The following is a 26,586-nucleotide window of genomic DNA, read 5'->3' on the forward strand; positions in this document are numbered from 1 at the left end:
CAAAAACTATACCGTTAACAAACTGATTTTTAGGATTTGAACAAATAACCCGTTTCCCACTTAGTGGCTTAAACGGTCGCCCGTCCGCGTCCCGATCACAGCTTCGGAAGGTTGCTCGCACCTATGGCTGGGGGCTGACTGGGACAAGCTCGACTATCTGGTCGGCACAATGATTGAGAAATTCAATATCGTGACTGATAACTATCACCACTTTGCCCTCCCCAGCTAGCTCTTTCAGCAATTGTGCAATCGCCCGCAGATGTCGATAATCCACGCCCGAGGTAGGCTCATCGAAGATAACCACATGCGCGCCCAGGCTCAACGCGGTGGCGCAGACCAGTCGTTGTTTCTGCCCGCCAGATAGCGATAATGGGTGGCGGTCGGCAAGGTGATCCAGGTCGAGGCGCGCGAGGAATCCGTGTGGTGCCTCGGCTTCAACGGATTCGGTAAACAACTGCCGGTGCACGTCCTGCATGACAAGAAAGGATGATGCCGCGCCATGAATCACAGAGCCGCGTTGCGGTTTCTTAAGGCCAACTAACGTCCGCGCCAAAGTGGTTTTACCGGCACCGTTCGGACCGATAATTGCCGTGACTTGCCCCGCCGGGAACCACATGTGCCCAATATCGAGCACGCGCCGATTACCGAATATAACCTTGAGGTTTTCGACTATCACGTCAGCCTCCGTGTGCTTTTCGACGTGTCCAGGTTGCATCGTGGCTGGGGTCGTCGGCATGGCTTCGGTCAGCACGGGTCGGGTTAGCGAGCGTAGCCCCATTTCATGCACTTTTTGCTGAGATAATTCGAAAAACTCAGCGCCGCTGAAGCGGTGTGCGATGCGGCCGTGATCCAACACGATCACCTCATCAACCAGTCCGCGTAGAAAATAGAGGCGGTGTTCGGCGATGATTACGGTCTTTCCGTCCGCTTTTAGTTGTGCGACTACCGTGGTGAAATCGTCGATGGCTTTGGCATCGAGGTTGGAGGTGGGCTCGTCGAATAGTACTAGTGGTGTGTTCTGAGCAAGAGCTTGAGCGCAGGCGACCTTCTGCAGTTGTCCACCAGAGAGCTGATTGAGGCTCCGTCCTGCAAGTTCCGTGATTCCTATGCCCGCTAATGCCTCCGCACTTCGGCGAGCGATTTCGGCAGCAGGCACTTGGAAATTCTGGTTGGCAAAGGCCAATTCGGAATCAACTTCAGTGGTGAAAAACTGCGTTTTGGGGTTTTGGAATACAGTCGCGCATAGCTTGCCGCATGTATGCAGTTCGGTAGTGGAAATATCATTGCCCGCAACTGTGACTGCGCCTGAGTATTCCGCGCTGTGAAAATGCGGGATAAGGCCGTTGATCAGCCGTAGAACCGAGGATTTACCGCTGCCGCTGGCACCACAGATCAATGTAACGCTGCCCGGGGCTGGTTGGAACGAAAAATCGGTGAGGATTTCGTCGTTCGATGCCGGATACCGCAAAGTTACGTGATCAATGGTGACTGGATGAGAGGGATTCATCAGGCTGAACCTCGTACCGATGCGACGCGAATAATAACGAACAGTACCGTGATGAGAACCAGGGCGGCGTCGAAAAGCGAAACCGAAGCCGTGCGCATCCGGGTTGGACGGCCGGGTGCACCGAGCCCACGGATAAGGGCGGCGGCTGCAAGCTCATCGCCGATCCGGGCAATGGCGGAAAGCGTCGGAACGATGATGTATTCCGCAAACCGGATCGGGCGCAGAATCAACCGCCAACCAGTGAAGCCGCGAAGCTTCATCGCTTCAATAACACCACCAAATTCTGAGACCACTACCGGGAAGAATCGAAACATGACTGTCAGCGGAATGATCAGCGTTTTGGGCAACCGCAACGCGTAAAACGTCTCCGTGAAGTGACTGATCTTGGTGCTACCAATCACCCACAACGCCAGCATAATGCTGGTGTAAAACCGCATTCCGTAAAACCCGAAACCCGCTAAAGCGGCAGCTGCCCAACTATCCCACCATTGTGGTAAAAATAGCAGGACATAAAATGCCGCGATAACGCCGATGAACCTAGCCGCCCGGCGAGCCCCAAAATCTAGTGCAAGAAGAACCGCAACCGTCGCAACGATCGGAAGAACCACGGGGCCAGAACCAATACCCAGCAAAAGCACATTACAGACAACAAGAAAAAGCAATTTGGTTCGCGGGTCGATACCCAGCCGCCCGCTATCCCCAGTCCCGCCAAACATCGCAATGCCATAAGTTTCAGCAGGTAGATTTTCCACTTTCGATCGAGTTGGAAACCGAGATGGTTCGGACATGGCATTCCTTAAAGCGAGTCGGTATACGTTGCTTTTCCGATCTGTGTCGTTACACAACACCCGCCCGACTGAAGTGCTTAGCCAGCACCCGCATTCCCATAAGGCCAGCGAGAAACGTGATAACGAACGCTATGCAGGTCCAGACGATAATCACCGTTGGTGTGAAAAGGTTTCGCATCGTCTCAGCGTAATCAACGGAATCCATCGACTCGGCGACATAACGGAAATACTCATCAGCGTTATAGAAAATGGGTGCTAGCGGCGCGAGCGTCCAGAGGTTGAAAACCGCAAAGCCTAAGGAGTTCAATACGGCTTTGCGGTATTTTCCTGCATACGCGATGGAATCGGCGATCACCCCTAGAATTATGGACACGATGACGGTAAACCACACGTGCCCGGTAACGACCATGCCTAACCCCAGCACTGCCCCAAGAATGGTGAATGCGCCGAAGCATGGAACTTTTGCCAGATACAGCATGATGACCATGCTGTTTATCAGAATGCCGATCACACCGCCGACAAACATCATGGCTGGCGTGAAAACCCCCAAGAAGCCGGAGGCAAACATCACCACGAAATACACGCAGGAGAAAACTCCGGCTACTACGAGGTTTCGAGGATGGACGATCGAATTAGCGCGAGCAGTGGACATGCCCACCCACCTTCTTCCACATAAGGCATGGCTTAGTTAATTATGAACCACAATCAGTTTTAGTAGCGCTCGCCTTATCGGTCAAGGTTTTTATCCACAATTGCCACCCTTTAAAAGCGAATACCCCGAACTAAGGGGTATTCACAGCACTCCTGCATGCGGCTACATAAAGCTAACTTGGAAACTGTCAGCATCCGTCTCCTGTCCTGCACCTCCCACACGGAAGACAGCATGCGCCACGACACGTTGGCAGTATCAGTTCATACGAAGAACCTCACCGATTGGAGTATTCTCCACCCCCAGCGCTTCGGCAACCTCAGGGTGAGTCACGCGACCACCGTGAATATTGAGACCGTGCGCCAAATGCGGGTCGACGGCGAGCGCGTCGCGCCAACCACGGTTAGCGATCTGGAGAAGATACGGCAGGGTGGCGTTGGTGAGCGCTTCGGTAGAGGTACGAGGCACCGCACCCGGCATGTTGGCCACGCAATAAAGACGCTTGCCGTCGATTTCAAAAATCGGGTCGGCATGGGTGGTGGGATGCGATCCCTCGAAACATCCGCCCTGGTCAATGGCGATGTCAACGAGCACCGATCCATCTCGCATCGCGGAAATCATGTCTTTAGTAACCAATTTCGGCGCAGCGGCACCCGGGATAAGAACAGAGCCGATTACCAAATCAGCATCTTTCACCGCCGCAGCGATATTGAATTCATTGGAAGCCAGAGTTTTAAGCTGCGGACCATACTGCGACGCAAGCTGACGCAACCGCTGGAGATTAATGTCGACGATGATCACCTTGGCGCCCATCCCCAATGCCACCTTAGCTGCGTTTTCACCTGCAATTCCCGCACCAATCACAACCACCTGGGCTGGCAGCGTCCCAGGAACCCCGCCTAAAAGGATTCCTGAACCGCTCATGGGGCTCATGAGATGATAGGCGCCGACCTGAGTCGCAAGCTTGCCCGCCACTTCACTCATCGGTGCCAGAAGCGGCAACCCATGATCGCCAGTCACCGTCTCATAGGCGATCGCGGTGACCTGACGTTGCAGAAGCGCATCGGCAACGGATGGCTCCGCAGCAAGATGCAGATAGGTAAAAAGGAGCAGGTCTGGGCGCATCAAAGCAAATTCTGATTCTTGCGGCTCCTTGACTTTTACAACCAGATCGGCGCGCTGCCACACCTCTGTGGCATCCGGTATAAGGTGGGCGCCAGCACTTTCATACGTGGAATCATCAAATCCCGAGGCGAGCCCCGCATTCTTCTCAATCAACACCTCGTGGCCGTTTTTCACGAGTTCGCGCACCCCAGCGGGCGTGAGCGCGACCCGAGCCTCGTTAGTTTTGATTTCTTTGGGGCAGCCAATAATCATGGGGAATTCTCCTAGCTGGCGTGGTACGGATTTTAGCTGCGATTCTATCCCTTTGGCCCAACACCGCGCTATGAAATATCTAGTTCTTTCTTAAGGTGTTATTTCCCACAGTTTTTTAAAGAACCGCGCTACAGACTACGTTATCTTTGACAGTTATGACCGAACGATCTTGCTTTGCGTACGCTGAACGCGCCACTGATTCATCCGATGGTGAAACCTACCGGCTAACCCGCACTCCCCTCGGAAAATTGACAATAACCTCTGGCAGCATTGAGGCCTGCGATCCATTTGTATCGCTGGGAGAATCACTTCATTTTCCCGCCCCCAACGGCGAATTTGATGTATTCGTCACCATCGCGCATATAACCGAAGAGGAAAATCCCCATTTGCGTGAAGCGTACCTCAGCGTCGTCTTCAGCCCGGATCCTGCAGTTCGTTATGCGGATGCCATTCCAACAAATGCTGATCCACAAGAACTAGATGAAGACGACGATGACCATGAGGTGGTTTTCGGAGTAGGCGTTGATGCTGGCACTGTAGCTTTCGTCGATAGCACAGCAGCCAAAACGGTTACCAAGCACTGCCAGGAAAACGGGATCAATTTCGACGAGGACTTCATCGATAACGACACACCTGATTGCTGGTTCGCGCTCATGGATAGTCCCGATCATTTTAAGGCAGGGCTTGCCAATATTCCGCTGCCCTTTGTCTCAGGAAACGAAAACGTGGTGCTGAGTCACTCTGGTTGGGGTGATGGTTTCTATCCGGTACTGGCCGGATTCAGCGCGGAGGGGGAACTAGTCAGCTACCACATCGACCTTGAAATCGTCGATTCACCTGCTCCGTAAAATGAGTAACCCCCGAATCTTGGTTCGGGGGTTACAGGTGAGTCGGCTGCTATCCGAACAACGCCTGAGCGGTGCGATACCGCCCAGGAGATACAGTCTTAAGCTTACCGACGGCCTCCTCAAGGTCGATGAGTTCAATGTGCTCGCCACGCAGCGCCACGCACTTGCCAAAATCGCCATTGTGGCAAGCCCGCGCTGCATGCACGCCGTATCGGGTGGCCAGCACCCGGTCGAATGCGGTCGGGGTTCCGCCACGCTGGATGTGACCTAAAACGGTAGTACGCACGTCGTGCCCCAGTCGCCGTTTGATTTCCTCGCCGATGACCTGGCCAATTCCGTTAAATACTTGGTGCCCAAATTGGTCGACTTCACCTTCCGCGAAATCCATCGTGCCGGGCTTCGGCAAGGCGCCTTCGGCGACAACGATGATGCCGTATTTCTCCCCCATCTGGAAACGGCGTTCCATCGCTTTACAAATTTCAGCAATATCGAATGGAGCTTCGGGGATCACGATGTAGTGCGCACCGCCTGCCATTCCGGCGTGCAGTGCAATCCAGCCCACATGGCGGCCCATGACCTCGACGATCATCACTCGGTTGTGGGATTCGGCGGTGGTGTGGAGCCGGTCGATCGCATCGGTGGCGACGGATACAGCGGTGTCGAAACCGAAGGTGTAGTCGGTACCATTGACGTCGTTATCAATGGTTTTAGGCACGCCAACTACTGGAATACCGTTGTCTGCCAGCCATTTCGCGCCTTTGAGAGTACCTTCACCGCCAATCGGAATGAGGGCATCGATTCCGGCGTCCGCCAGGTTCTCTTTGATTTCTTCCAGGCCATTTTTGAATCTGTCTGGATGCAACCGCCCCGTACCCAAGATGGTGCCACCGCGAAGCAAGATGCGGTCGATGCTTTCGTCATCGTAGAGTTGGGTGCGGCGATCATCCATCAAACCGACCCAACCGTCCTGGTAACCCACCACTGTGGAACCATATTCAGTTGCGGTGCGGACGATTCCGCGGATAACAGCATTCAAGCCGGGGCAGTCACCACCGGAGGTCAGTGTGGCAATACGCATGAGTTAAATCCTAGTCCACTTTCTTTTGCTTTGCCCGATCGGAAATTCCAATCTCAAGTCACTGACAAGGAGTTTTTCGGAAATCTTCCCAAATCCCACTGTGAGTTTTCTCGCACCCAGATTGCAGGGCCACAATCGGACATTATTTTTATTGCGATTTTCTATGTTCGTTCTTCGGTGGCGTTGATTCGTCGGCGCCACCACTTGATTGCGTGTGCTTTACGACGCTTCTCGGGTGTGCACCTTATTGTCAAAGCGGGACACTGCAACCAAACCGGCAAATAACACGACCGCGATAACGATGATCGAGTTTCCCATAGCCGTGGCGTAATCGGTGCTAGCCACACCAACTTGCATCGCAGCACCGACGGCCGCGGCCCCCAGCACCGACCCCAGTTGGCGAGTGGTGTTGTAGACGCCTGAGGCCGCGCCGATCTGATGGATCGGCAGATCCCGCAGGCTGGTGGCTGAATTAGGCGACCACACAAAACCGTTGCCAAAACCGAGGAGCACTATCGGCAGCAGAATCCACCACATATTCACCCCGTCGCGCATGACCACTACAAGGGAAATGGCGGCAAGCAGCATGCAGCCGAAACCGATCGTCGACAGCACGCGGGGGTGCATTCGGTCTGATTGTTTACCGACCCAAGGAGCCAAGCCGCCGGAGAGAACCGCCATAGGTACCAGCATGAACCCGGCTTGTTCGGCGGATAACCCGTGGCCTTCTTGCAAGAACAGCATGATCGGCAACATCACACCGCCAATGGCGAATCCCATCGCGGAGATGGAAAACGCACCCAAGGAGAAGTTTTTGATGCTAAAAATCGACAGCGGAATCAATGCCGCCGACCCACGGTTCTCTGCTGTTTTTTGCAACCAAATGAACAAGCCAATGAGGACTATGCCCAGTATCAACAGCCCCCACATCCAGGTCGGCCAGCCAAGTTCCGGGCCTTGCTGCACGGCGAAGACAATTGCGCTCATGGCAATGATGGATACCACCACGCTGAGGAAATCCAGCCTTCCAGTAGTCAGCTCAAATGTGGGAACCCAACGGTACACGAGGATGAAGGACAGTGCGCCTAACGGCACATTGATAAAGAACACCCATTGCCAACCGATGGTGCCCACTATCAGGCCGCCAAGGATCGGACCTAATAGCGAGGCCAAACCAGCAACCGCGCCCCACACCCCCATAGCCGCACCGCGGCGGTTTCGGGCAAAGAGTTTATTTACCACGCTCATGGTTTGTGGCCCCATCAGCGCACCACCTAGCCCTTGCATCGCGCGGGCGAGAATCAGCACTTCAACGGTTGGCGATAGTCCGCATGCGAGGGAGCTTAACGTGAACAACGTCAGCCCAATGAGATACACATTTCGCTGACCAAACCTGTCGCCTAGTCGCCCGGAGACTAAGAGCGGAACTGCGAAAAATAGCAGGTAAATGCTGGTTACCCACACTACTTGGTTCAGCGTTGCGTTAAGCTGGGTTTGAAACTGTGGAGTAGCAACCGCCACGACGGTTTGATCCAGCAGGATCATAAAAAACCCGATACACAAGGCGCCTAGCGCTTTCCATGCATGAGTTTCGCTTACAGAAGGTGGCAGTGCGCGGTTTGTCATTGCAGTGATTGTACGCCTTAGTATTCGCACGGAAAACACAGCGCACCGGAACCCGCGATCGTCGAAAAGCGTCAACCGAATCGTCGGCTTACGCACATCTGCTCAAAGTCTTCCCGAATCCGTCAAAATCCCAGCAGCTCCGCTATACACTTAACCTATTAGCACCTATTGTCCCCATAGGATGCGCCTAATCTTATCCGTTTCCGAAAGGACACTATATGAAGACGAAGTATATCGTTGGTTGTATCGCAGGTTTCTCCCTCCTCCTTGCAGGTTGCAGCGAAACCAGCACAGTCGACTCCGCCGCCAGCAGCAGCCCTAACGCCACCACGACGGCTGGAATGGGCGGAAACGAAAACGATTCATGCGAAACCACCACTGAGACTGACATTGCCGCCCTTTTTGATCAATGGAATGCCGACTTGGAAAGCGGCGACCCTAAGAAGGTCGTCGAAAACTACGCCAGTGAGTCCGTGCTCCTTCCAACCGTTTCTAATCAAGTGCGCACCACTGCCGCTGAAAAAGAAGACTATTTCGCGCACTGGCTTGATAAAGAAACCAACCGGTGTGATCAACGAACGCTGGATTGAGATTGACTGCAACCAAGCAATTGATGCCGGAACCTACACCTTCACCTACGCCGACGGCAGCAAAGTACCAGCTCGGTACACCTTTATTTATGGCTTGGAAGACGGCGAATGGAAGATCACAACTCACCACTCCTCCGCCATGCCAGAAGAAGGTGCAGACACCAACTTGCCTGCCGCAACCGGCACAACGGGATCGCCTCAACCCGATCTCAAAGGCGAAAACTGCGTAGTCGCGGAAGACTCGGACATTACCGGGCTCTTTGACACCTGGAATGCAGCTTTGCAGACCGGCGACGCAGCCAAGGTCGCGGATCTTTATGGTGAGGATTCCATTTTGCTCCCCACGGTTTCCAATAAGCTTCGGTTTACCGAACCAGAAAAGGAAGACTACTTCGTACACTTCCTTGAAAAGAAGCCGGTGGGAACGATCGATCAGCGCTGGACAACTCGCGGTTGCAATACCGCGACTGATTCCGGTTTGTACACCTTCAAATACGAAGATGGTACTTCCACTGCGGCGCGATTTACCTACACATATAAGTGGGATGGCAACCAATGGAAGATCTCCAGCCATCATTCCTCCGCAATGCCGGAGAAATGATCCAGTAATGTTGCTGCAAGGCTAATTACGGATCCGACAAATACCGGGGTGGTGTTTTTCCACCCCGGTATTTCATGTTTTCCATCACGCTATCGTGCAACGGTTGCCAGGTTTTCAGTACGTACCGACACTGATTCCTGGCGCTGAGCTTTTCGACGCCACCAGGTGCCAATCGGTCGGCGTCGAAAAGCGGTAGTAAAAGTGCACTTGCTGCCACCGCTTCAACCGGACATTTGTGATCCTTACGCTGCAAAAAGCCTCGTTTTTTAGCTCCGCAATCCCCGGATACGACGGTCGAATCTGGTGTGGGCTATAAGGCTTCGTTCGTTACCTTTCATCGAATAACCGCCAGGATGCTACTTCGCATTGGCCGTGCGAATTGTCACCTGCGTAGACGACGGTGCCGTCCGCGCAAAGGCCGAGCGTGTGTGAAGCACCCGCAGCAACCATCACCACGTTCGTCCAGCGATTAACGTTGCACTGCCCGCAGCGATTATCACCAACTGCGTTGACACGCCCGGCGGAATCTAATCCGACGATATGGTTACTACCAGCATCTATCGCAACTATGTCGTGCCACTGACACACACCATTTAACTCCCCTGTCCCCCTATGGGAAACTACCACGCTGCCATCACACCTTAAGCCAGCGGTAAACAGGTAACCTGCGGCGACTGCCACCAGCCCCTCCCAACACGCGACGTCACACTGTCCACGTCGATTATTACCGACCGCAACGGCGGTTCCATCCGCTTTCACCGCCACCGAATGCCAATCGCCACACGCAATCCCCACCACGTCCCGCCACCCCTGCACATCGCATGCCCCTTCGTTCGTCCGCCCTGCCGCGCGCACAGTCCCGTCCGCTACCAGCCCGAGAGTGTGCCGCCAACCCGTGGATATGCCCACAACATTTTCCCAGTCGGCGACCTCGCATTGGCCGTGAGCATTCCACCCGGTTGCCACGACGGTTCCGTCGGTACGCAGAGCAACCGTGTGCGTTTTACCGGTATTCGGTGCCGGGTGCACATTGCCCGCAGATACAGCAATAACGTCGGACCAGTGGGCAATTTCAAGTTCGCCAGCCGTTGCGTTGCCAGCGCCAAGAACGGTGCCGTCGACACGCGCAGCAACTGAATGCCGATTACCGGCGGCGATAAGTGGGCGGTAATTACGCTGATACATCGCAACCAAACCTACCCTAGAGGCGCGAAAGTGCACGGAGTTTCCAGACCGCGTGGTACCGCTTCGCGCAGAGTAACGCGTGGTTCCGCTTCGCGCAGAGTGCAGTCATGGTTGGTGGAATGAGACAAAACCGTAGTGTGGTGAAGAATCCTTCCAGATTCTTTTATAGGTGGCTACCGGGTGCCAATCGTGCGGCGACATAGGTTACGCCTATTTCTTTAAAAACTCCAACAATATGTCGAAAATCACATCCTTCATTTTGGGTTCACCTTGGCTTCATAATGGCCGGTCATTGCACTAAAAACTCATTCTGAAAAATCCATTAACATCACCGTATAATTTGCCAAATATCGGGGACCAACCTCGGGAAATGCGCAATTCCATTGCCCTACCACCCACCTATCACATTTCATGTTGCGCAAAAGGGAATTTGCAAGACCGCAAATAATCTACTTAAACTATTAGAAACGAATGATTAATTAGAAAAATCTTTTAAACCGTAAAACGTTCATTCACCAGCGTTTATCCCCCTTTTCCCACCCCTACGCCAAAACCAGGGCATAGGATTCTTCAGGTAAGGCTTATCACCATGACCTCCACCCCCATTCGTGTGCTTATGTACAGCCACGATTCACAAGGGCTAGGCCACGTGCGCCGCAACTTGGCGATCGCGCATCACATCGCAAAGGCGATCCCGAACGTGTCGGGATTGTTACTTTCTGGTCTTGCGCCTTCTCATCTATTTCCGCTTCCACCAGGTTTCGACTGGGTTGCAGTTCCCGGAATCTCCAAAGGCGAAACCGGCTACCAAGCACGCAACATCAACGAAGAGACCTCGCAGTTGATCGAGCTTCGGTCCGCAATCATTTCCGCAACGCTGCTTAATTACCAGCCAGATATCGTTGTGGTCGACCGCCACATCTTCGGGGTCTGGCAAGAGCTCAAGGCCCCGCTTATCGCGCTCAAGCAACAGCACCCGGACACCCATATCGTGCTCGGGATGCGCGAAATCCTCGACTCCCCGGAAGTGGCACTAGCCGAATGGGATCGCCTCGGCGATATCGACATCGTCTACGACCTCATCGATGCCATTTGGGTGTACGGCGACAAACATGTTCACGATCCAGTGGTGTCCGGTGAGATTCCGCTGGCCCTGGCCGACAAGGTGAAATTCACCGGTTACTTGTCCAAAGGACGCCAGATCGCCGATCGAAATTCCGATATTGCGCCAAAGCCCTTCGTTCTAACCACGGTTGGCGGCGGTGAAGACGGTTTCGATCTCGCCCGGATCGCAGTGGATATTGATGTACCCGCTGGGCACCACCACGTGGTGGTCGCTGGCCCACAGTTAGACGATCACCGATTTGATGTGCTCGTTAATGCTGCCGACCACCGTCCAGAAGTAAAAGTGATCAAATCGTGGCCGGGACTGGCGAGCCAAATTGCGCGGGCGTCGGCCGTGATTTCGATGGGCGGATACAACACCATCGCAGAAATCCTGGCTACGGACACCCCCGCGATGATCGTGCCCCGTGAGGTGCCACGACTTGAACAACTGATTCGGGCCCGCTCACTGGCAACAGTGGGAATGGTTGAATACACCCGAATGAAAGACCTGGAAACGCAGGCACTCAGTGAATGGGTAAAAACCGCTGTTACCCGCACCGTTGATCGTTCTTCCGTTTCTCGCCAGGGGCTAACCCAGGCAGCAGAATTCGCAGCGGATCTTTTCAGCCACGAACGCGTAGAGGTGATGTCATGACCGGTCGGATAGGTTATGTCCTTAAAGTTTATCCTCGGTTCTCCGAGACCTTTATCGTCACAGAAATTCTTGCTCGCGAAGCAATCGGTGACGAACTGACAATTTTCGCGTTGCGCCCTACCACCGACGCCCGTTTTCATCCGGAGTTGGCTCGGGTGCGTGCCGAGGTGAAGTGGATCAGTCGTCCGTTCGGCGCTGAGGATTTCTGGAAGAACATCGGTTCAACAGTAAAAGATCCCGAGATAGCGAAGAACTTCCACAAAATCCTTCCAGAGCTTTCCACCTTAGGTTTTACGGATGTTTCCCAAGGGTTGGAATTGGCACTGAAGACCAAGGAGGAAGGGATCACGCACCTTCATGCGCATTTCGCTGCGCTTTCCGGCCGCATGGCCTGGGTTGCATCGCAGCTTAGTGGCATTCCTTACACCGTGACCACCCACGCCAAGGACATTTTCCACAACAGTGTGAACATGGACTGGCTCCGCCGCATCTGTGCCGATGCAGACCGGGTGATTGCGATTAGTCAATACAACTTCAATTATCTTCAGCAGGTTCTGGCAGACACTGGGGCAAATATCAGCCTGCAGTACAACGCGCTAGAACTCGATCGTTTCCCGTATCACAAGCCGCCGGAACTATCGGAGCCGCTCAAAGTCGCGGCCGTTGGACGGCTGGTGCCCAAAAAGGGATTTGGCGACCTCATCGACGCGGCAGCAATCCTGAAAGAAAAAGGTATCCCCATCGAAGTCTTCCTCGGTGGTACTGGCGAGTTGAAAGACGACTTGATGCAGAAGATCAAGGATCTCGACCTTGAAGATACTGTCTCCATGCTGGGGCCGTTGAACCAAGAAGAGGTGCGCGATCTGCTACGCCGCTGCCACGTTTTCGCAGCCCCGTGCGTACCAGGTACCGACGGCAACATTGATGGTTTGCCAACGGTGATCCTGGAATCGATGGCGTGTGGAACTCCCGTGATTTCGACAGCCGTGACAGGAATCCCCGAGGTAATCCGCAACGAAGACACGGGACTGCTCTTAGAGCCAGGTAATATCCCCGCGCTTGCGGAAGCACTAGAGAAATGTGCCAACGGAAAGGTCGACGGCCTCGCCTTGAGCAGAAACGCCCGAGTGCTCGTCGAAAAGCACTTTGACAGCCTGAGTCAAGCACGAACATTATCGCAGTGGGAATCTGCCCAAGGAGCTTAAAACATGAATATTGCTTATGTCAGCGTTGACCCAGGCATTCCCGTTTTTGGAACAAAGGGCGCCAGCGTCCATATCCAAGAAGTCGTGCGCGAAATGCTCGAAAAGGGTCACAGCGTCACCGTTTTCACAACGAAACGCGGCACCGACATTCCCGCCGACCTCGCTGGGCTTACTGTCGTCGAAATCCCCATTGGCAAAGGCGATGCCGCCACGCGGGAGCACGCACAGATCGCCGCTAGTGCGCGGTTTGTCGAGCTCATTGCCGACGGCGACTTCGACTTCATCTACGAGCGTTATTCCCTGTTTAGCACGGTAATCGCCGAAAGCGCATTGCCGGCAATCCTCGAAGTAAACGCACCGCTTATCGACGAACAACGAACCCACCGCGAACTTATCGGTGAAGAATACGCCCGCACCGCTTTAAAGAACCAGGTGCGCGCGGCCGCCGCAACCATCTGTGTGTCGGAGCCGGTACGACAGTGGGTGATCGATCACACCGACACCGAAACCGCGTTCACCGTGGCCAACGGTGTGAACGTTAATCGAATTCACCCGCAGGACACCGATCCGTCGAAAGCACCCGTGGTTGTTTTCGTCGGAACGTTAAAGCCGTGGCACGGTGTGCCAGTGCTTCTAGAAGCCGCTGCCCAGGCCACGCGCCCATGGCGGTTACGTATCATCGGTGATGGCCCAGAACGCGACAACCTGGAACAGAAAGCCGCCGAGCTGGGAATCGACGTCGAATTCTGCGGTGCTATCGCGCCCGAAGACATGCCCACCTACCTTGCAGGTGCAAGCATTGGCGTTGCACCTTACCCGGAAAACCAGGAGTATTTCTCGCCGCTGAAGGTCTATGAATACATGGCAGCCGGGCTAGCGGTGGTCGCCTCGGAGATCGGGCAGATCCCCGAAGTTCTAAGAGGTGTCGGTGTTCTTGTGCCCCCATCAGATACAACTGCATTGACTCAGGCGATCGACGCGCTAGCGCACAGTCCAGAACTAGCCGCACACTACGGCGAGCTCGCTAGGAAGCGCGCCGTAGAAAAGCACAGCTGGTCCAGCGTCGTCGACACCATGTTCCAACTCGCCGGTGTGGCGGAATAGGCTGATCTATGCGTAAACGAATGAAGAAAATCGCGCTCAGACGCACACTTAAACTGATTGCACCGGACGTCAAACCCCAGCGGAAGCTCATCGTTGGCGGCGTGGTGGCATTGCTTCTTGAGGTCGTTTTCCGCGTGTTGGAACCATGGCCGCTGAAATTTGTCATCGACGCTTTGTCCGTGTCCATCGGTGCAGACATTGCGGAGGCACCGGCCTCGTTACGGCTGCTACTCATCTGCGGCGGAGTTTTGGTCTTAATTGTTGCGATGCGCGCGTTGTGCAATTACCTGGCCACGGTCGCCTTTGCGCTGGTAGGTTCCCGCGCGTCAACCCTGTTGCGCGCCCGCATTTTCCACCATGTCCAAGGCCTGTCCCAACAGTTTCACTCCCAAAACCGCAGTGCGGATACCGTCCAACGTCTCGTTTCGGACGTCAACCGCATGCAGGAAGTGGCGGTTACTGCAGGGCTTCCCCTTCTGGCAAACGTGATTACGTTGATCGTGATGCTATTCATCATGATGGTGCTCGATCCCCTATTGTCGCTGGTTGTTGTCGCCGCCATGATCCTGTTCTTAATCACCTCTCGGGGTGCTTCCCACAAGATCGCTGTCGCTGCCCGCAGAACCCGTAAAGCTGAAGGGCAGTTGGCAAACACCGCGCAGGAGTCCTTGTCCTCGATCAAGATCGTGCAGGCGTACGGTTTGGAGTCGCTAATAGCCGATCGGTTCATAGGTGCGAATGAAACCTCGCTGACCGCGGGTGTCAAAAGCCGCCGACTGGCCGCTCGTTTGGAACGAAGCACCGATGTGATTGTCGGTGTTGCGTCGGCAGCTGTTCTAGTTGGCGGCGGGCTCCGGGTGCTTGACGGTGCCATGACTCTCGGTGACCTCGTGCTGTTTACCACCTACCTGCGCACCACCATGAAACCGCTGCGCGACATGGCGAAATACACCGGGCGCATCGCCCGGGCGACGGCCTCCGGTGAGCGTGTCGCTGACCTCATGGAGCTTCAATCTGACATTTCCTCTCCCGAAAACCCCGTCCCACTTGGGGACAATGTTTCCGGCTTGGTCACATTCGACGACGTGCATACTAACTATGAATCGACGAAGGTTCTCCGCGGCCTTAATCTAGACATTCATCCCGGAGAAACCGTGGCGATTATCGGTCCTTCCGGCGCGGGCAAATCCACGCTGGTTTCGCTGCTGGTTCGAGCGCTTGACCCCACAAAAGGCACCGTTAGTATCGACGGCCTTCCACTGACAAGTCTCGATCTTGCGGATCTTCGTGCCCATGTTTCCTTGCTGCACCAGGAGGCAGTCCTGTTCGCCGGCACGATTCGCGAAAACATTCGTTACGGTCGTTTCAACGCCACCGATGCGGACATCGAAGCGGCGGCCAAGGCTGCGAACGCCCACGATTTCATCATTGCGATGCCTAAGGGTTACGACACCGTTGTGGGTGAACGCGGCGGCACGCTTTCCGGCGGTCAGCGCCAACGAGTAGCCATTGCGCGCGCCTTGCTCCGCAACACCCCAATCGTCATTCTCGATGAGGCCACCACTGGGCTCGACCCGGAATCCGCAGGTCTGGTGCTTGAGGCGATTGAGAAACTCGTTGAAGGTCGCACCACCCTAGCTGTCACCCATGACGCGGAAGTTGCGTTGCGTGCCGACCGTGTCGTGTGGCTTGAGAACGGCAAAGTGCTTCTCGACGGCTCCCCCAGCGAGCTGTATTCCTACAGCGAAGCTTTCCGTAATTGGGTCAACTCCAAGGAGGACTTCCAGCCATGATTCCAACCACGGCGTCATTAGTTGATTGTTTTACCGATCCCTCCTGGCTCAGCGAAAAACTCGGCGAAAATGTCAAGGCGGAATGGATTCGCATCAAACCCGCCACTTCCTTAGTTGCCTCGCTCCGGGACCCCGAGACCCGCCGCATTCTCGGTTGGGTTCGAGTGTTGTGGCCCAACAGCCACAAGAAAGCCCAGAAAATTCAGCGGTTGGCTAACGAGATGCAGCTTAATGTACGCACCATTGCGCTGTCTGACGATCTTATGCTCCAGACAGGCGAAATCATCGCTGACGCAAAGCTCACCAAACTGTTGCGCCCATTGCCCACCGAGGTTCTAGGCGGAAAGATTCTTCGCTACAACCCGGCGCGCCGTGTGGTTTTTCGGGTTGGTGATCGGGTGTGGCGCGTCAACACTGCTGGTACGCCGTCCAAGCAATTGCATGAGTGCATCTCCACGGCGGTGCCTACTCAAACGCGGTTTGACGATGGTTCCAACCCGTATCTCAGTGTTGTGAATTTTGTTGGCGACTCTGATTTGGAGCACAATCCGGATAAGTCGGCGACGGCTCGGGTTGGTGCGGCGCTTGCGCGGTTGCATGCGTTAGGAGATACGGTGCCGTCTGATCTTGTTGCTCCGGCCCCTAACGTGCGTAAGCAATTGCGTGCCCATGTGGGGATTTTGGAATCTTTGGATTCTGGGCTGGCTGAGCGGGTGGCTGCGATCAAGGCTCCTACTTTTGAGAATTCTGACAGTGTTTTGTTGCACGGTGATTTTACTCCCGATCAGATTCTTTACGACTGCGCGAGTGGTCAGTTGTGGCTCAGTGATTTCGACCGGGCACATCTTGGACCTGCGGCTTTCGATATTGGTTCTTATCTGTCGGCTATTGATCTTGAGCTTCGGGGTGTGTTTCTTGATGCTTATGCTGAAACGGCTGAGCTTCCCTCCGAGGCTGATATTCGTACCGCCCAGGTGCACGCGGCGCTTATGCGGTTGACGGAACCCTTGCGCACCGCGTCGCCGCAGTGGCGCGGCGAGATTGCTCAACGGCTGGATCGTATTGAGGAGGTGCTTCGGTGACACCCATTGATGTTCTCTTTAGCCTTCCTCATATCGTCCGCGCGTGGCCGAATATAAAGAACCACAGCCTCACGTTTGAGCAGCTTGTCGACGGGCAGTTGCGGGCTGGCGAGATTGATGCGAATGGCAACGTCGTGCGTAGTCCGTTTGGTTTCGACCCTAAGCTTCCCGCGCTTGAACCTCACCCAGGGTTGGTGGTACACCGGCTGCATCGGCGCGCGGTCGTCATCGACGCTGATCGGTGTAGGGCCATCAAGCATATTGCGAAGGCTGCGCCGCCGGATCTTTCTGCTGTAGCGAAGGCTGCGGGGCTGGGCGCTGCGGAGATCGTGGCGCAAACGGAGTCTACCGTCGAGTATTCGCTGCTGAGTGGCAAGACGCTTCTGGAGCTTGGCGACGATTCCCTGCCCGGTTGGCGAAAATTCGCCGAGCTTTGGCCGAGTTTCGCACGAACACCTCACGTGCCTCTTCCTTCTCATGGCGCTGCGGAGGAGCGTGCCACGCTGCAGCATTGGTTACGCCAGGTGGAGAGCTATCAGGCGTTGACCGAATCGGTGTTTGACGGCTTACGTGGGAGCGTCGAAAAGCTAGCTACAGAACTGCTGCGCACCCCAGATGTTTCGATGCTGTTGCATCGGGATTTACATGACAAGCAATTGTTGTGGGACGGCGCGACGATAAGTGTGCTGGATTTGGATACGGCCGCCTACGGTGAAGCGGCGTTGGACGTAGGTAATTTGCTTGCTCATGTTGAGCTGCGTGGCTACCAAGGGGTTTATTCTTCCGACACCCAGTCACGCATCACCGAAGAACTTTTTTCACTTGCGCACAATTTAAATATTTCCGATTCCCGGTTGCGGGTATACACGCAATCCGCACGCCTGCGGCTGTGCTGCGTCTACGCCTTCCGACCTAGCGCAAAGACTTTTTTTGACCAGTGGATTTACCACACCTTAGAGGAGAAACAACAATGAAGATTTCAGTAATTGGCTGCGGCTACCTCGGTGCCGTCCATGCCGCTTGCATGGCCTCACTCGGCCACGATGTCATCGGTGTCGACATTGATGCCGACAAAGTCGCCACTCTCAATAACGGCGATGTTCCGTTTTTCGAACCTGGCCTTTTGGAGATCCTGACAGAAAGCCTCGCCTCTGGGCGCCTGCGCTTTGCCGTTGCCCCCGCGCTGGCGGAACTGGCCGATATTGATGTTCACTTCGTCACCGTTGGCACCCCGCAGTCCGCAACCAGCGGCGCTGCCGACTTAAGCTTTGTGGAATCAGCATTCGATATGATTCTCAACGCCACGAAGGATTCGGAAAAGAATCCAGTTGTCGTGGGTAAATCCACCGTCCCGGTAGGTACCGCGCAAAAACTCGCCGCCGCAATTCGTCCACACGGGCTGACACTGGTGTGGAACCCCGAATTCTTACGCGAAAGCTTCGCCGTGCAAGACACCCTGCACCCGGACCGCATCGTCTACGGGCTTTCCGACGATCCTGCTGAAGCCGCGCGCGGCCAGGCTGCTCTTGACGAGATTTACGCATCTATGCTTGCTGCGGACACCCCGCGGCTTATCATGAATTACCCAACCGCTGAGCTGGTGAAAGTGGCAGCAAACTCCTTCTTAGCCACCAAGATCAGCTTCATCAACGCCATGGCAGAACTGTGCGAAGCCACCGACGGCGACGTCACCCAGCTGGCGGAAGCCCTTGGCCACGATGTGCGCATCGGCAACCAGTTCCTCAAAGCCGGTGCCGGATTCGGCGGCGGCTGCCTGCCGAAGGACATTCGGGCGTTCGTCTCCCGCGCCGAGGAACTTGGCGTTGAAGACGCCGTCGGGTTCTTGCGTGAGGTGGATGAGATCAACCAACGCCGCCGCGACCGTGTTGTTGATCTCTCCCTTGCAGCTGTAGGTGGCGCCGTGACTGGCAAAAAGATCACGGTTCTTGGTGCAGCATTCAAGCCGAACAGCGACGACATTCGTGACTCCCCAGCCCTTGATGTAGCACTGCGGCTGCACGACTTGGGTGCACACGTCACCGTCACTGACTCGGAGGCGCTTCACGCCGTTGAGGCCCGCTACCCAGCCCTGACCACGCAGCGCGACACCATCACAGCGCTTGACGACGCCGAACTCGTGCTGTTGCTGACGGAATGGGAGGAGTATAAGAACCTCGATCCGCAGGCGATCAAAACGATCGTCAAAACCCCCGCCATCATCGATGGTCGTAACGCTCTTGACGCTGACCTGTGGAAGGCCAGCGGCTGGTCCTATCGTGGGCTGGGACGGCACTAAACCAGGAGTTAGCGAATAAGGGCGCGTGCTTCTTCGACAAGTCGCAGCGCACGCGCCGCCGCCCGTTCGCACCAGAGACGCAGTTGAACGTCAGTTGCGTCAGCATAGTAGAAGTCCCAGTGTGCGGTAACGGCGCAATCCCATTCCACAAGCGTTAATCCTGGCGCGTATCTACGGTTAAGCCTTTCGCATTCCTGTTTAACAGATCCAACTCTTTTCCGTTCATACAGGAACTCATCGTAGTAACGGCACGTGATTCGCACCCAGTTCCGGTGGGGTTCAACGCTGAACTCCACCGGGGGTCTGTCCATGGAGGTGGGAAGAAAAGTGGTCAGGTGGTCGTGGTCGAGACGACTGTGTCTGTAGTTTTCCGGCGTTACCCAGCTGTGAAGGTTTATGCCATAGTCGGTGGCCAGTGTACGAAACTCGTGGTGGACGAACCCTAAAAGTCCTGGCTGGTAACCAATGATGGTGTCAGCGAAAAACTCGACCACGAGTTCTTTACCCCCAGTTTCGTTGATGCCGCAGCTGAGGCGGCAGGGGGTTGATTCTGGCTGCTCGATGTAGGAAAGCCCAGTGGGAAATGTTGCTTTCACACTCACGGCCTCAGAATCTGGGTAACAGGTGACTTCGATCGCCATGTCAGGGAATTCCAGCCATAATCCTTCGGGCCACATAGGTATCGGGCTAACACCGTAGCTAACCGCTTCTTCGGCAATCTGGTTGAGCATGCTGGGCATAAACGTTTCGCTTTCCTCGAAACCGCTAGGGACACAGCAATGAGGTTGCCGCCTGCACAGACCATGGAAATTGTGCAAAGATCCGGTAGGCAGGCAAGCCAGCGTACTCGCTTTATTCCGAAGATGTCAAGACTTCAGCGCACCAAGGCTTTTTGCTTTTCGACGCCGCCACGTCACGGTGGTGTTATAGCACGTGATGGAAGGCTTAAGCCGAGCCTTTGACAACCGTTAATTGCCACTCCGCTGCACCGGTCTGGTGGAAGTTCTCCACCTCATGTCCGTGATCCGCAGCCCACTGAGGGATGCTGTCTGTGGCTTGGGTGCAGTCAAAATCAATCACCAGTTTTTCTCCAACGTGAAGGTGACTGATCGCTTCTTTGGCGTCGATAAGCGGAAACGGGCACACCGAACCCACCGCATCAAGCGCATAGGTGCCGGGCGCAAGCTCACGGACACCCGCTGGGGAAGAAACCGGCACCTTAAGCGCAATGGCAGAAGTTTGAAAAGCCGCCAGTCGCTCAAGCGATTCGCCGTCGAGAGGCGGTTCCGCTGCTGGCTGCGGGCGCGCGGATTTATTCGTCGGCTTGAGCCACAGCTTGGTTGCAGCCCCGACTCCGAGACCGACCGCGAGTAATCCGACCCAGCCCTGGTAGCTGAACAGGCTCGTCTCTACCATTCCATTACCCACCGTGCAGCCACCTGCCAAACACGCCCCGACCCCCATGAGGACGCCGCCGACTACAGCACGGACTGCCGCTTCCGGCTCCGGAACGCGAACCCGAAACTCCCCTGTTGCCCGAGCCGCTCCGAAAGAACCGAGAAGAATACCCACCACCAGCAGCACACCCCAGTCAAAGTACTGCGCATCGCCCGTGGCGATAAAGTTTGTGAGATTCGCAGACGGCCCTGTTATCCCAAGGCCGTAATCTCGACCCGATGCAGCGGACAGCGGCCACGCAACAACACCCACCAACCCGATCAATGCACCAGCGATGTAAGGGTTTAATGGTCGGCGCCAGCCGCGTGTATGAAGATCCGCCTTGATTGCCGCCGCATCCCGCTTACGGTAGTACAGCACCGCGTATCCAGTGAGTGCTAGAAGAGCAAAAACGAAGTACCACTCCGAAACCCCTACAGTTTCGGGAATGGTGGTGGCGTCAACGGTGTATCCACGCAGCCAATTGTTAAACCCGCTGAGCACACCTGTTTTCATGGCTGCCGCCGTGGTGGCGTAGGCGATGAGCGCGACCCACGACCCCACCAGCCCCTCACCTGATCGATACCATGTTCCCGAGGCGCAGCCGCCAGCCAAAACAATTCCCAACCCAAAGACAAAACCGCCAATGACCACAGCGACTGGCGCGAAGGAATCAACGCTTAACGTGATGACGCCCGCAGCATCAAGGGCATGGAGCCCCACCGCATGGATGGCGATGACAATCAACAACGCAACGAAACTTCGCCACGTTTTCGCCAGGAAAATATCGCGCAGCATTCCGGTGACGCAAAACCGCCCGCGTTGCATGATGACACCGAGCACAATGCCCACTATCAAGCCACTAATGATCATGAGGTTCAGCCTTCTTTCACATCAAATGTTCTTCTCGGGATGAACCACATACTAGACAGCTTCGTCCATTATTAAAACAATAATTTAGACAAGGCGGTCTAAATTTACCTCATAGGCAGGAGAAATTACCCTGCAATGAAACTGAATATAATTTATTCACCGCAATATTTTCCGCTCCTGCGCCTCACTTAAAAGCAGCTACCCCCACCAGCAGTACCTATCCCCCGAACCCGAATGGCAACGTAGCAAACACGGCCAAACTCGCCAGAATCTCAAGGCGACCGATTTGGCGCGGGGCGAACCGTTGCCCGCGTCGTGAAGCAATAACGGGAAGGGCATACGCACGCGCAACCAAAAATACCCACACCACCACGTGCGGCCAGGTCGCGTACCCCAAAAACGCCAACACCGCAATAAGCACCGCGGCGGCCACGTGGGCTGCCACCGAGCCAATAAACCACGCCCGCGAACCACTCTCCCGAATAAGCGTCTTCACAAGCGGAACCGTTGTAGCGAAATAGGTAGACAGCAACCCCGTAAACAGCCACGCCTTCAGCGACACACCACCTGGTGCAAACCACGGCACCGACGTGGGCAGGTTATCGGCAACGGGCAAAATGAGAGCAGCGGCAGCAATTGCCACCAGCCGTGATGTAAGTTCCCGCTCCCGTTTCCGCCACGCGCGGTGGAAGGAGGTAACGATCAAGGGAACGTACAACACACCCCACCACAACAGGTGTGGGGCACCAATAATGAGGATTAGGACAAAAACCCCAGTGAGCGCAGCATAAGTGAAAAGCGCTGGACGATACCTCGGCTTGAAGCGGAACTTCAGCCACTTTTCCGCGACCGCGAAAAAGAAGAACCCAAACGTCCACGCCCCCACGAGGGCAAGGTGGAGCCACCTTAAATCCGCAATGATCAGACCGAAGATAAGTGGCGCGAACCCCATCGCCCACGATCCGTGCTGGTCAGTGACCCACCCGTTTTTGATTGCATTTCTCGCCATAAACTCTCACTATAGTGAGCATTACCTAATAAGGATGTGGACATTGGGCGCTTTCACGCAGTGAGAAATCCCACTGAAAAATGTTAGGGAAGGGTGATTCCCTGCGCCCACCACACGGGAATTGCAGCCCGCACAGATTCCCACGTCCCGGTGTACGGGTCGAGGAACTCTGCGTCTTCAGGAATATCCGCAACCTTTTTCAGCTTCCCGATCTGTTCAGCATCTAACCCCCTCAATTCGTTGCGCGCAAGATGATAGCGCATCGCGATTTTCCCTTCGCGGCTTATCCGCGAAAAACTAAGGGGCACGCCCGCTTGCTTCCTCGTCAGCGATGTCAGACGGCAGGGGTCGCGCTGCAGTTCAAGCCACTGATCGAAGTGGAGAATATCCTTGGTTACAGGGTGGTAGCGGGGCGTTACGGCCACATCCTCGTAGGTTATTTCATGCCGCCACACTTGCCCACGGCTGGGTCCGCGGAGAATAAGGATGCTAAATTCGACACACCCTTCCTCATTAATGAAAACACTGCCCCGCCCGGCAGGTGCCGCATAGTTTTCGTCGAGATACTTCGTGAGTGTGTCGTAGTATTCCTCAACTTCATCGTCGCTGAAGGCATCGAAATCCACGTCACTGGCGAAGCTGGGTACAACCCACGTGGGCTGGTGCGCGACTGTGTAGGGAAAATCGGCACCCCAATCAATGTTTCTTTCCTTACCTGATTGAGCTTTGAGGAAGCAGGAAACGATTTCACTGTCAGCATTATCGGGATCCAGCAGGTAGTCCCGGTACGCGGGCGGTAATTCACAGCCGAGAAGCGTTTCCGCGTGCGCAATTTTTTCCGCCATTGCTGTGTTCATCATGAATCTCCTTGTCAGATCGCCGCCATCATGCAATGTGCCATTACTTTACGCTTTTCGTTCGTATGCGACTTAAGGTTTTACTTTTTGCTTTTCGACGCCGCCACCGCCCGCTCCCCACGTCGACTGGAGGTGCGGCCTCCCGCATGTGGACATCGTTGGGGTGGGAGTGGGGGATTCGCGCACGTGTGGTGATGTGCTGGTTTATGCTTCGATGGAGATTGTTCAGGGCGTAGTAAAGGAAGGTGCCGTGTCGAAATCTCTTTCTGGTGGTGGCAGCCAGCTTCAGTGGGGTGTGGCCGACTTTGCAGACATGAATTGGCACGATTGTCTCATTCATGGGATGAGTATTGGCAACGATTCTTTGAATCTCACGTTCGATATTGATTACCTACTTCAGTGGCCAACCGAGAACGAGCGGGGACAGTTTCTTGTGGTGCGCTGCGATTTGGTGTTTTTTGATACCCGTGATCTCGTAATCGAATGCGCGAGCATGTATCCCTCGCTGGAGATTGGGACGATTCGAATGGAAACCCCAGAATCTGAGGAGGAAATCACGGACAATGAGCCTGAACGCAAGAAGTTTTTCCTCGAATGCCAAGAGGGCATGGTGAGCTTCACCGCCACCGGTTTTAAGCAAACTGCCACTGGGAAGCCGACGTGGTGCGCTACTGCTTATTCGTTGCGGAAAACGTAACGTGCACCAACGCGACTTAAGAAAGGTTCTTTTATAAGGGAGCACGAGATGATAGAAGACTATATTGAACAGCCTAAACAGGTGTGGACCACCGAAGATTATGAGAACATGGGGTGGCACGATTCGGTTATTTATGGGATAAACTTCCACCCGGAACATGACCATATCAAATTCGATATAGATTATTGTTTCGGCCACGTGCCCATTAACGATGTTTCTTTTAAGCAATGCACCGCGGCTTGCGACCTCGTTTTTCACAATCCTTCCGAGCTTTCGCTTAATCTCCAACAAACGCCGTTCCCACTTGAAATTGAGGATCTTTATCTTTCCTACAACGGCACATACCCATCAGGTTCAGATCGCTGGGCGGTGCGAATTGTGACAATGTGGGGCGAAATTTCGTTCAAAGCCACAGGTTTTACCCAAACGCTTACGAGCAAACTAGTCGTAGGGTGCCGCGACTACTAAAGCAGCACCGCAAACTTCTATATTCATCCACTTGCACCAGCGAGTCACTCTGTCTCCCGACAAGCTCCCCGACAGACGGTGTCGAGGGCTTCTGCCAGCACAGACACCCCATGTTCCAGCCAATGAAGAAGCTGCGTGTCGGAAGCCCCAGCCCCAACATAAAACCACATGCGTGCCTGAATCTGTTCGCACGAATCCATGGACGGTTCCGGCGTAAGCATCACCCTCACAAGGCTTTGCCCATCATTGGAGGAACCAATCCGCTCACCCAACTGTGCTCTCGGCACATAGTCTTTGTAGTTCATGTGTGCGCACGACACCACAAGAAACACACCTTCATCCCGCACCCATTTCGCCTGGTAGCAGGAGGGCGCAACGAACATTTCCACACCAAATTCCTGCGCACGGTGCGCGGTAATCAGCTCCGTTACATAAGCATCCGCCACCGGCATGTGCGCTGGCGTATCCGGCACAGGTTCCGTGCTGGTCGAAGCATGAAAGTCTTCGTAGATCCCCTGAATCGCGTGCCGCGTATGAGTGAGAAACCCCACCAGCTGGGCATCACTCAAACCCCCAACAACGCTGATGGTGAGCTCGGCGCACACATTCCCCTGACCATCACGTCGCAACCGAAACGGGCCCCACCTTTCCAGTTTCGCCACCCACTCCATAGTCGCATCGGGTGCGGGAATGACAGCCATAACCAGCACCGTTTGTTTGTCTGCATCGCAGTGCAGCTCCAGTGTGTAGTTCCCACAGTCAACCCATAACTCTTCGGGTCACAGCGGTATCGCAGGGTATCCCACACTCGGCTGATCAACTCAGCTGTTATGTTTGTGAACACCGTGTTTCACCATTTCTTCTAGCTTCGGCATTGTCTCTGTGCACCAGGATTCAAGCTGTTCATCGCTCGCTCCAGCACCGCAATAAAAAACGGTGCGAGCGGAAATTTCACCCCAATACTCCTCCACCACTCCAACATGGGTTTTACGGTTGAGTTCATCGATTTTCTCCCCAACATCCTGCGGCAGATAGGTGCTGCTAAACAGGCCACCTTCATCCCTGAATTCAAGCTGCAATTCTTCACCATTGAAACTCATCGTTCCATAACGACGGTCCCCTGCCTCAAGCTCCTGGTAGTAGGTAGTTTTAGTCACTCGTGTTTCCCGCCCATCGTGTGCCAACAATGCATAAAGGCGCTCCGGGGTTACCGCTGGCAGTGTCACAGCCACCTCGCGTTTCAGCGGTTGCGGCGCGGTTTGATGCATCCCACACTGGGGTGCCAGATCGTGGAACAGCACGCACAGTTCGTTGTGCACAAACACTAACCAGCCTGCCAACTGCTCGGTACTCAGCCCCATGCGAACATTGGTCATCAATAAGACTTTTAACCGTTTCGCCCCAGAATCGTCGCGGAAAACTCGCCACCGCCAAATGCGCTGCCTCAATACTTCCGCCACTTTCCCACCATCACGCACCCGCCCTGGCCATTCGGCACGAAACTCAAGTAACCCCGCGTCTTCATGCAGCACCACGTCAAGGCTGAGCTGGGCAAACGTGAGGTGCACCCCACGAGGCCACGTCTCGTACGTTTCACAGCCCAGCATTAAGGCGGCGTCGAAAAGCTTCTCGACGCTCACCTCACCCACCTTCGCCATCACCGTCTCCCCGCCTTCCATGATGCCTAGCTCTCCTTCACTTTTGTTTCAAAAAGTCCTTTCCACATCTTTCACACCAAGCGTTAGTGGAAAATC

The 26,586-nt window shown here is 54.9% G+C and carries 26 protein-coding genes; 12 read left to right on the forward strand and 14 right to left on the reverse strand.

Annotation, left to right across the window (positions count from 1 at the left end; translation table 11 throughout):
* Positions 1-121: 121 nt before the first annotated feature.
* From Q4D85_RS06085 to ald, 4 genes are all read right to left on the reverse strand, one after another.
* Positions 122-1,507, reverse strand: coding sequence for an ABC transporter ATP-binding protein (locus Q4D85_RS06085; protein WP_303198971.1), 1,386 nt, complete (start codon positions 1,505-1,507; stop codon positions 122-124).
* Entirely contained in the window at positions 1,507-2,295 is a 789-nt protein-coding gene (locus Q4D85_RS06090) for an energy-coupling factor transporter transmembrane component T (RefSeq protein ID WP_303198973.1), read from the reverse strand. The genes Q4D85_RS06085 and Q4D85_RS06090 overlap by 1 nt, the downstream gene beginning before the upstream one ends.
* Before the next feature lie 49 nt (positions 2,296-2,344).
* Entirely contained in the window at positions 2,345-2,947 is a 603-nt protein-coding gene (locus Q4D85_RS06095; RefSeq protein ID WP_303198975.1) for an MptD family putative ECF transporter S component, read from the reverse strand.
* Positions 2,948-3,202: 255 nt separating this feature from the next.
* Positions 3,203-4,321, reverse strand: a complete 1,119-nt coding sequence (ald, locus tag Q4D85_RS06100; RefSeq protein ID WP_303198977.1) for an alanine dehydrogenase — start codon at positions 4,319-4,321, stop codon at positions 3,203-3,205.
* Positions 4,322-4,476: 155 nt separating this feature from the next.
* Here ald and Q4D85_RS06105 point away from each other — a divergent pair, with 155 nt between their 5' ends.
* Positions 4,477-5,169 (forward strand): DUF4241 domain-containing protein, encoded by a 693-nt coding sequence (locus Q4D85_RS06105; protein WP_303198978.1) that lies wholly within the window; start codon positions 4,477-4,479, stop codon positions 5,167-5,169.
* A 49-nt stretch (positions 5,170-5,218) separates the two neighbouring features.
* On the opposite strand, the gene Q4D85_RS06110 is transcribed toward Q4D85_RS06105, so the two are convergent.
* Entirely contained in the window at positions 5,219-6,247 is a 1,029-nt protein-coding gene (locus Q4D85_RS06110) for an ATP-dependent 6-phosphofructokinase (protein WP_303198979.1), read from the reverse strand.
* A gap of 219 nt (positions 6,248-6,466) precedes the next feature.
* Entirely contained in the window at positions 6,467-7,873 is a 1,407-nt protein-coding gene (locus Q4D85_RS06115; RefSeq protein ID WP_303198981.1) for a DHA2 family efflux MFS transporter permease subunit, read from the reverse strand.
* 218 nt (positions 7,874-8,091) lie between these two features.
* Between Q4D85_RS06115 and Q4D85_RS06120 the strand changes: the two genes are divergently transcribed.
* The gene (locus Q4D85_RS06120; RefSeq protein ID WP_303198983.1) at positions 8,092-8,463 is read left to right on the forward strand and encodes a hypothetical protein; all 372 of its coding nucleotides are present in this window, start codon (positions 8,092-8,094) and stop codon (positions 8,461-8,463) included.
* A complete protein-coding gene (locus Q4D85_RS06125; RefSeq protein WP_303198986.1) occupies positions 8,441-9,064 on the forward strand; it encodes an SgcJ/EcaC family oxidoreductase in 624 nt (207 codons plus the stop codon). The genes Q4D85_RS06120 and Q4D85_RS06125 overlap by 23 nt, the downstream gene beginning before the upstream one ends.
* 25 nt (positions 9,065-9,089) lie before the next feature.
* Here Q4D85_RS06125 and Q4D85_RS06130 read toward each other — a convergent pair whose 3' ends face one another.
* Entirely contained in the window at positions 9,090-9,281 is a 192-nt protein-coding gene (locus Q4D85_RS06130; protein ID WP_303198989.1) for a hypothetical protein, read from the reverse strand.
* A gap of 110 nt (positions 9,282-9,391) precedes the next feature.
* Positions 9,392-10,249, reverse strand: a complete 858-nt coding sequence (locus tag Q4D85_RS06135; protein WP_303198991.1) for a chromosome condensation regulator — start codon at positions 10,247-10,249, stop codon at positions 9,392-9,394.
* Between the two features lie 589 nt (positions 10,250-10,838).
* Here Q4D85_RS06135 and Q4D85_RS06140 point away from each other — a divergent pair.
* From Q4D85_RS06140 to Q4D85_RS06170, 7 genes are read left to right on the forward strand one after another with little or no spacing between them, the layout of a single operon-like run.
* Positions 10,839-12,011, forward strand: coding sequence for a glycosyltransferase family protein (locus tag Q4D85_RS06140; protein ID WP_303198992.1), 1,173 nt, complete (start codon positions 10,839-10,841; stop codon positions 12,009-12,011).
* Positions 12,008-13,216 carry a glycosyltransferase family 4 protein gene (locus tag Q4D85_RS06145; RefSeq protein WP_303198995.1) on the forward strand — a complete coding sequence of 403 codons (1,209 nt, stop codon included), beginning with the start codon at positions 12,008-12,010 and terminating at the stop codon, positions 13,214-13,216. Before Q4D85_RS06140 ends, Q4D85_RS06145 begins: the two co-directional genes overlap by 4 nt.
* Positions 13,217-13,219: 3 nt before the next feature.
* Positions 13,220-14,320, forward strand: coding sequence for a glycosyltransferase family 4 protein (locus tag Q4D85_RS06150; protein ID WP_303198997.1), 1,101 nt, complete (start codon positions 13,220-13,222; stop codon positions 14,318-14,320).
* Positions 14,321-14,328: 8 nt separating this feature from the next.
* Positions 14,329-16,113 carry an ABC transporter ATP-binding protein gene (locus Q4D85_RS06155; protein WP_303198999.1) on the forward strand — a complete coding sequence of 595 codons (1,785 nt, stop codon included), beginning with the start codon at positions 14,329-14,331 and terminating at the stop codon, positions 16,111-16,113.
* Positions 16,110-17,195 carry a phosphotransferase family protein gene (locus Q4D85_RS06160; RefSeq protein WP_303199001.1) on the forward strand — a complete coding sequence of 362 codons (1,086 nt, stop codon included), beginning with the start codon at positions 16,110-16,112 and terminating at the stop codon, positions 17,193-17,195. Before Q4D85_RS06155 ends, Q4D85_RS06160 begins: the two co-directional genes overlap by 4 nt.
* Complete coding sequence (locus tag Q4D85_RS06165; RefSeq protein ID WP_303199002.1) at positions 17,192-18,169, forward strand: phosphotransferase family protein; 978 nt, start codon at positions 17,192-17,194, stop codon at positions 18,167-18,169. Before Q4D85_RS06160 ends, Q4D85_RS06165 begins: the two co-directional genes overlap by 4 nt.
* Positions 18,166-19,491 (forward strand): UDP-glucose/GDP-mannose dehydrogenase family protein, encoded by a 1,326-nt coding sequence (locus Q4D85_RS06170; RefSeq protein ID WP_303199003.1) that lies wholly within the window; start codon positions 18,166-18,168, stop codon positions 19,489-19,491. Before Q4D85_RS06165 ends, Q4D85_RS06170 begins: the two co-directional genes overlap by 4 nt.
* Positions 19,492-19,499: 8 nt before the next feature.
* Here Q4D85_RS06170 and Q4D85_RS06175 read toward each other — a convergent pair whose 3' ends face one another.
* The 4 genes from Q4D85_RS06175 to Q4D85_RS06190 form a co-directional block, all read right to left on the reverse strand.
* Positions 19,500-20,231 carry a hypothetical protein gene (locus Q4D85_RS06175; RefSeq protein ID WP_303199004.1) on the reverse strand — a complete coding sequence of 244 codons (732 nt, stop codon included), beginning with the start codon at positions 20,229-20,231 and terminating at the stop codon, positions 19,500-19,502.
* Positions 20,232-20,436: 205 nt separating this feature from the next.
* On the reverse strand, positions 20,437-21,801 hold the full coding sequence (locus Q4D85_RS06180) for a YeeE/YedE thiosulfate transporter family protein (protein ID WP_303199006.1): 1,365 nt from the start codon (positions 21,799-21,801) through the stop codon (positions 20,437-20,439).
* A gap of 217 nt (positions 21,802-22,018) precedes the next feature.
* The gene (locus Q4D85_RS06185) at positions 22,019-22,810 is read right to left on the reverse strand and encodes a YwiC-like family protein (protein WP_303199008.1); all 792 of its coding nucleotides are present in this window, start codon (positions 22,808-22,810) and stop codon (positions 22,019-22,021) included.
* 83 nt (positions 22,811-22,893) lie between these two features.
* Entirely contained in the window at positions 22,894-23,670 is a 777-nt protein-coding gene (locus Q4D85_RS06190) for a hypothetical protein (protein WP_303199009.1), read from the reverse strand.
* A 247-nt stretch (positions 23,671-23,917) separates the two neighbouring features.
* Between Q4D85_RS06190 and Q4D85_RS06195 the strand changes: the two genes are divergently transcribed.
* Both Q4D85_RS06195 and Q4D85_RS06200 read left to right on the forward strand, forming a co-directional pair.
* Positions 23,918-24,364: a hypothetical protein gene (locus Q4D85_RS06195; RefSeq protein WP_303199010.1), complete on the forward strand. Its 447-nt coding sequence runs from the start codon at positions 23,918-23,920 to the stop codon at positions 24,362-24,364.
* Positions 24,365-24,412: 48 nt separating this feature from the next.
* Entirely contained in the window at positions 24,413-24,832 is a 420-nt protein-coding gene (locus Q4D85_RS06200; protein ID WP_303199012.1) for a hypothetical protein, read from the forward strand.
* 44 nt (positions 24,833-24,876) lie between these two features.
* Here Q4D85_RS06200 and Q4D85_RS06205 read toward each other — a convergent pair whose 3' ends face one another.
* A complete protein-coding gene (locus Q4D85_RS06205) occupies positions 24,877-25,533 on the reverse strand; it encodes a hypothetical protein (RefSeq protein ID WP_303199013.1) in 657 nt (218 codons plus the stop codon).
* 120 nt (positions 25,534-25,653) lie between these two features.
* Positions 25,654-26,511 (reverse strand): hypothetical protein, encoded by an 858-nt coding sequence (locus tag Q4D85_RS06210; RefSeq protein WP_303199014.1) that lies wholly within the window; start codon positions 26,509-26,511, stop codon positions 25,654-25,656.
* Positions 26,512-26,586: the final 75 nt, after the last annotated feature.

Origin of the sequence: Corynebacterium sp., assembly GCF_030532965.1 — a bacterium.
Lineage (GTDB): Bacteria > Actinomycetota > Actinomycetes > Mycobacteriales > Mycobacteriaceae > Corynebacterium.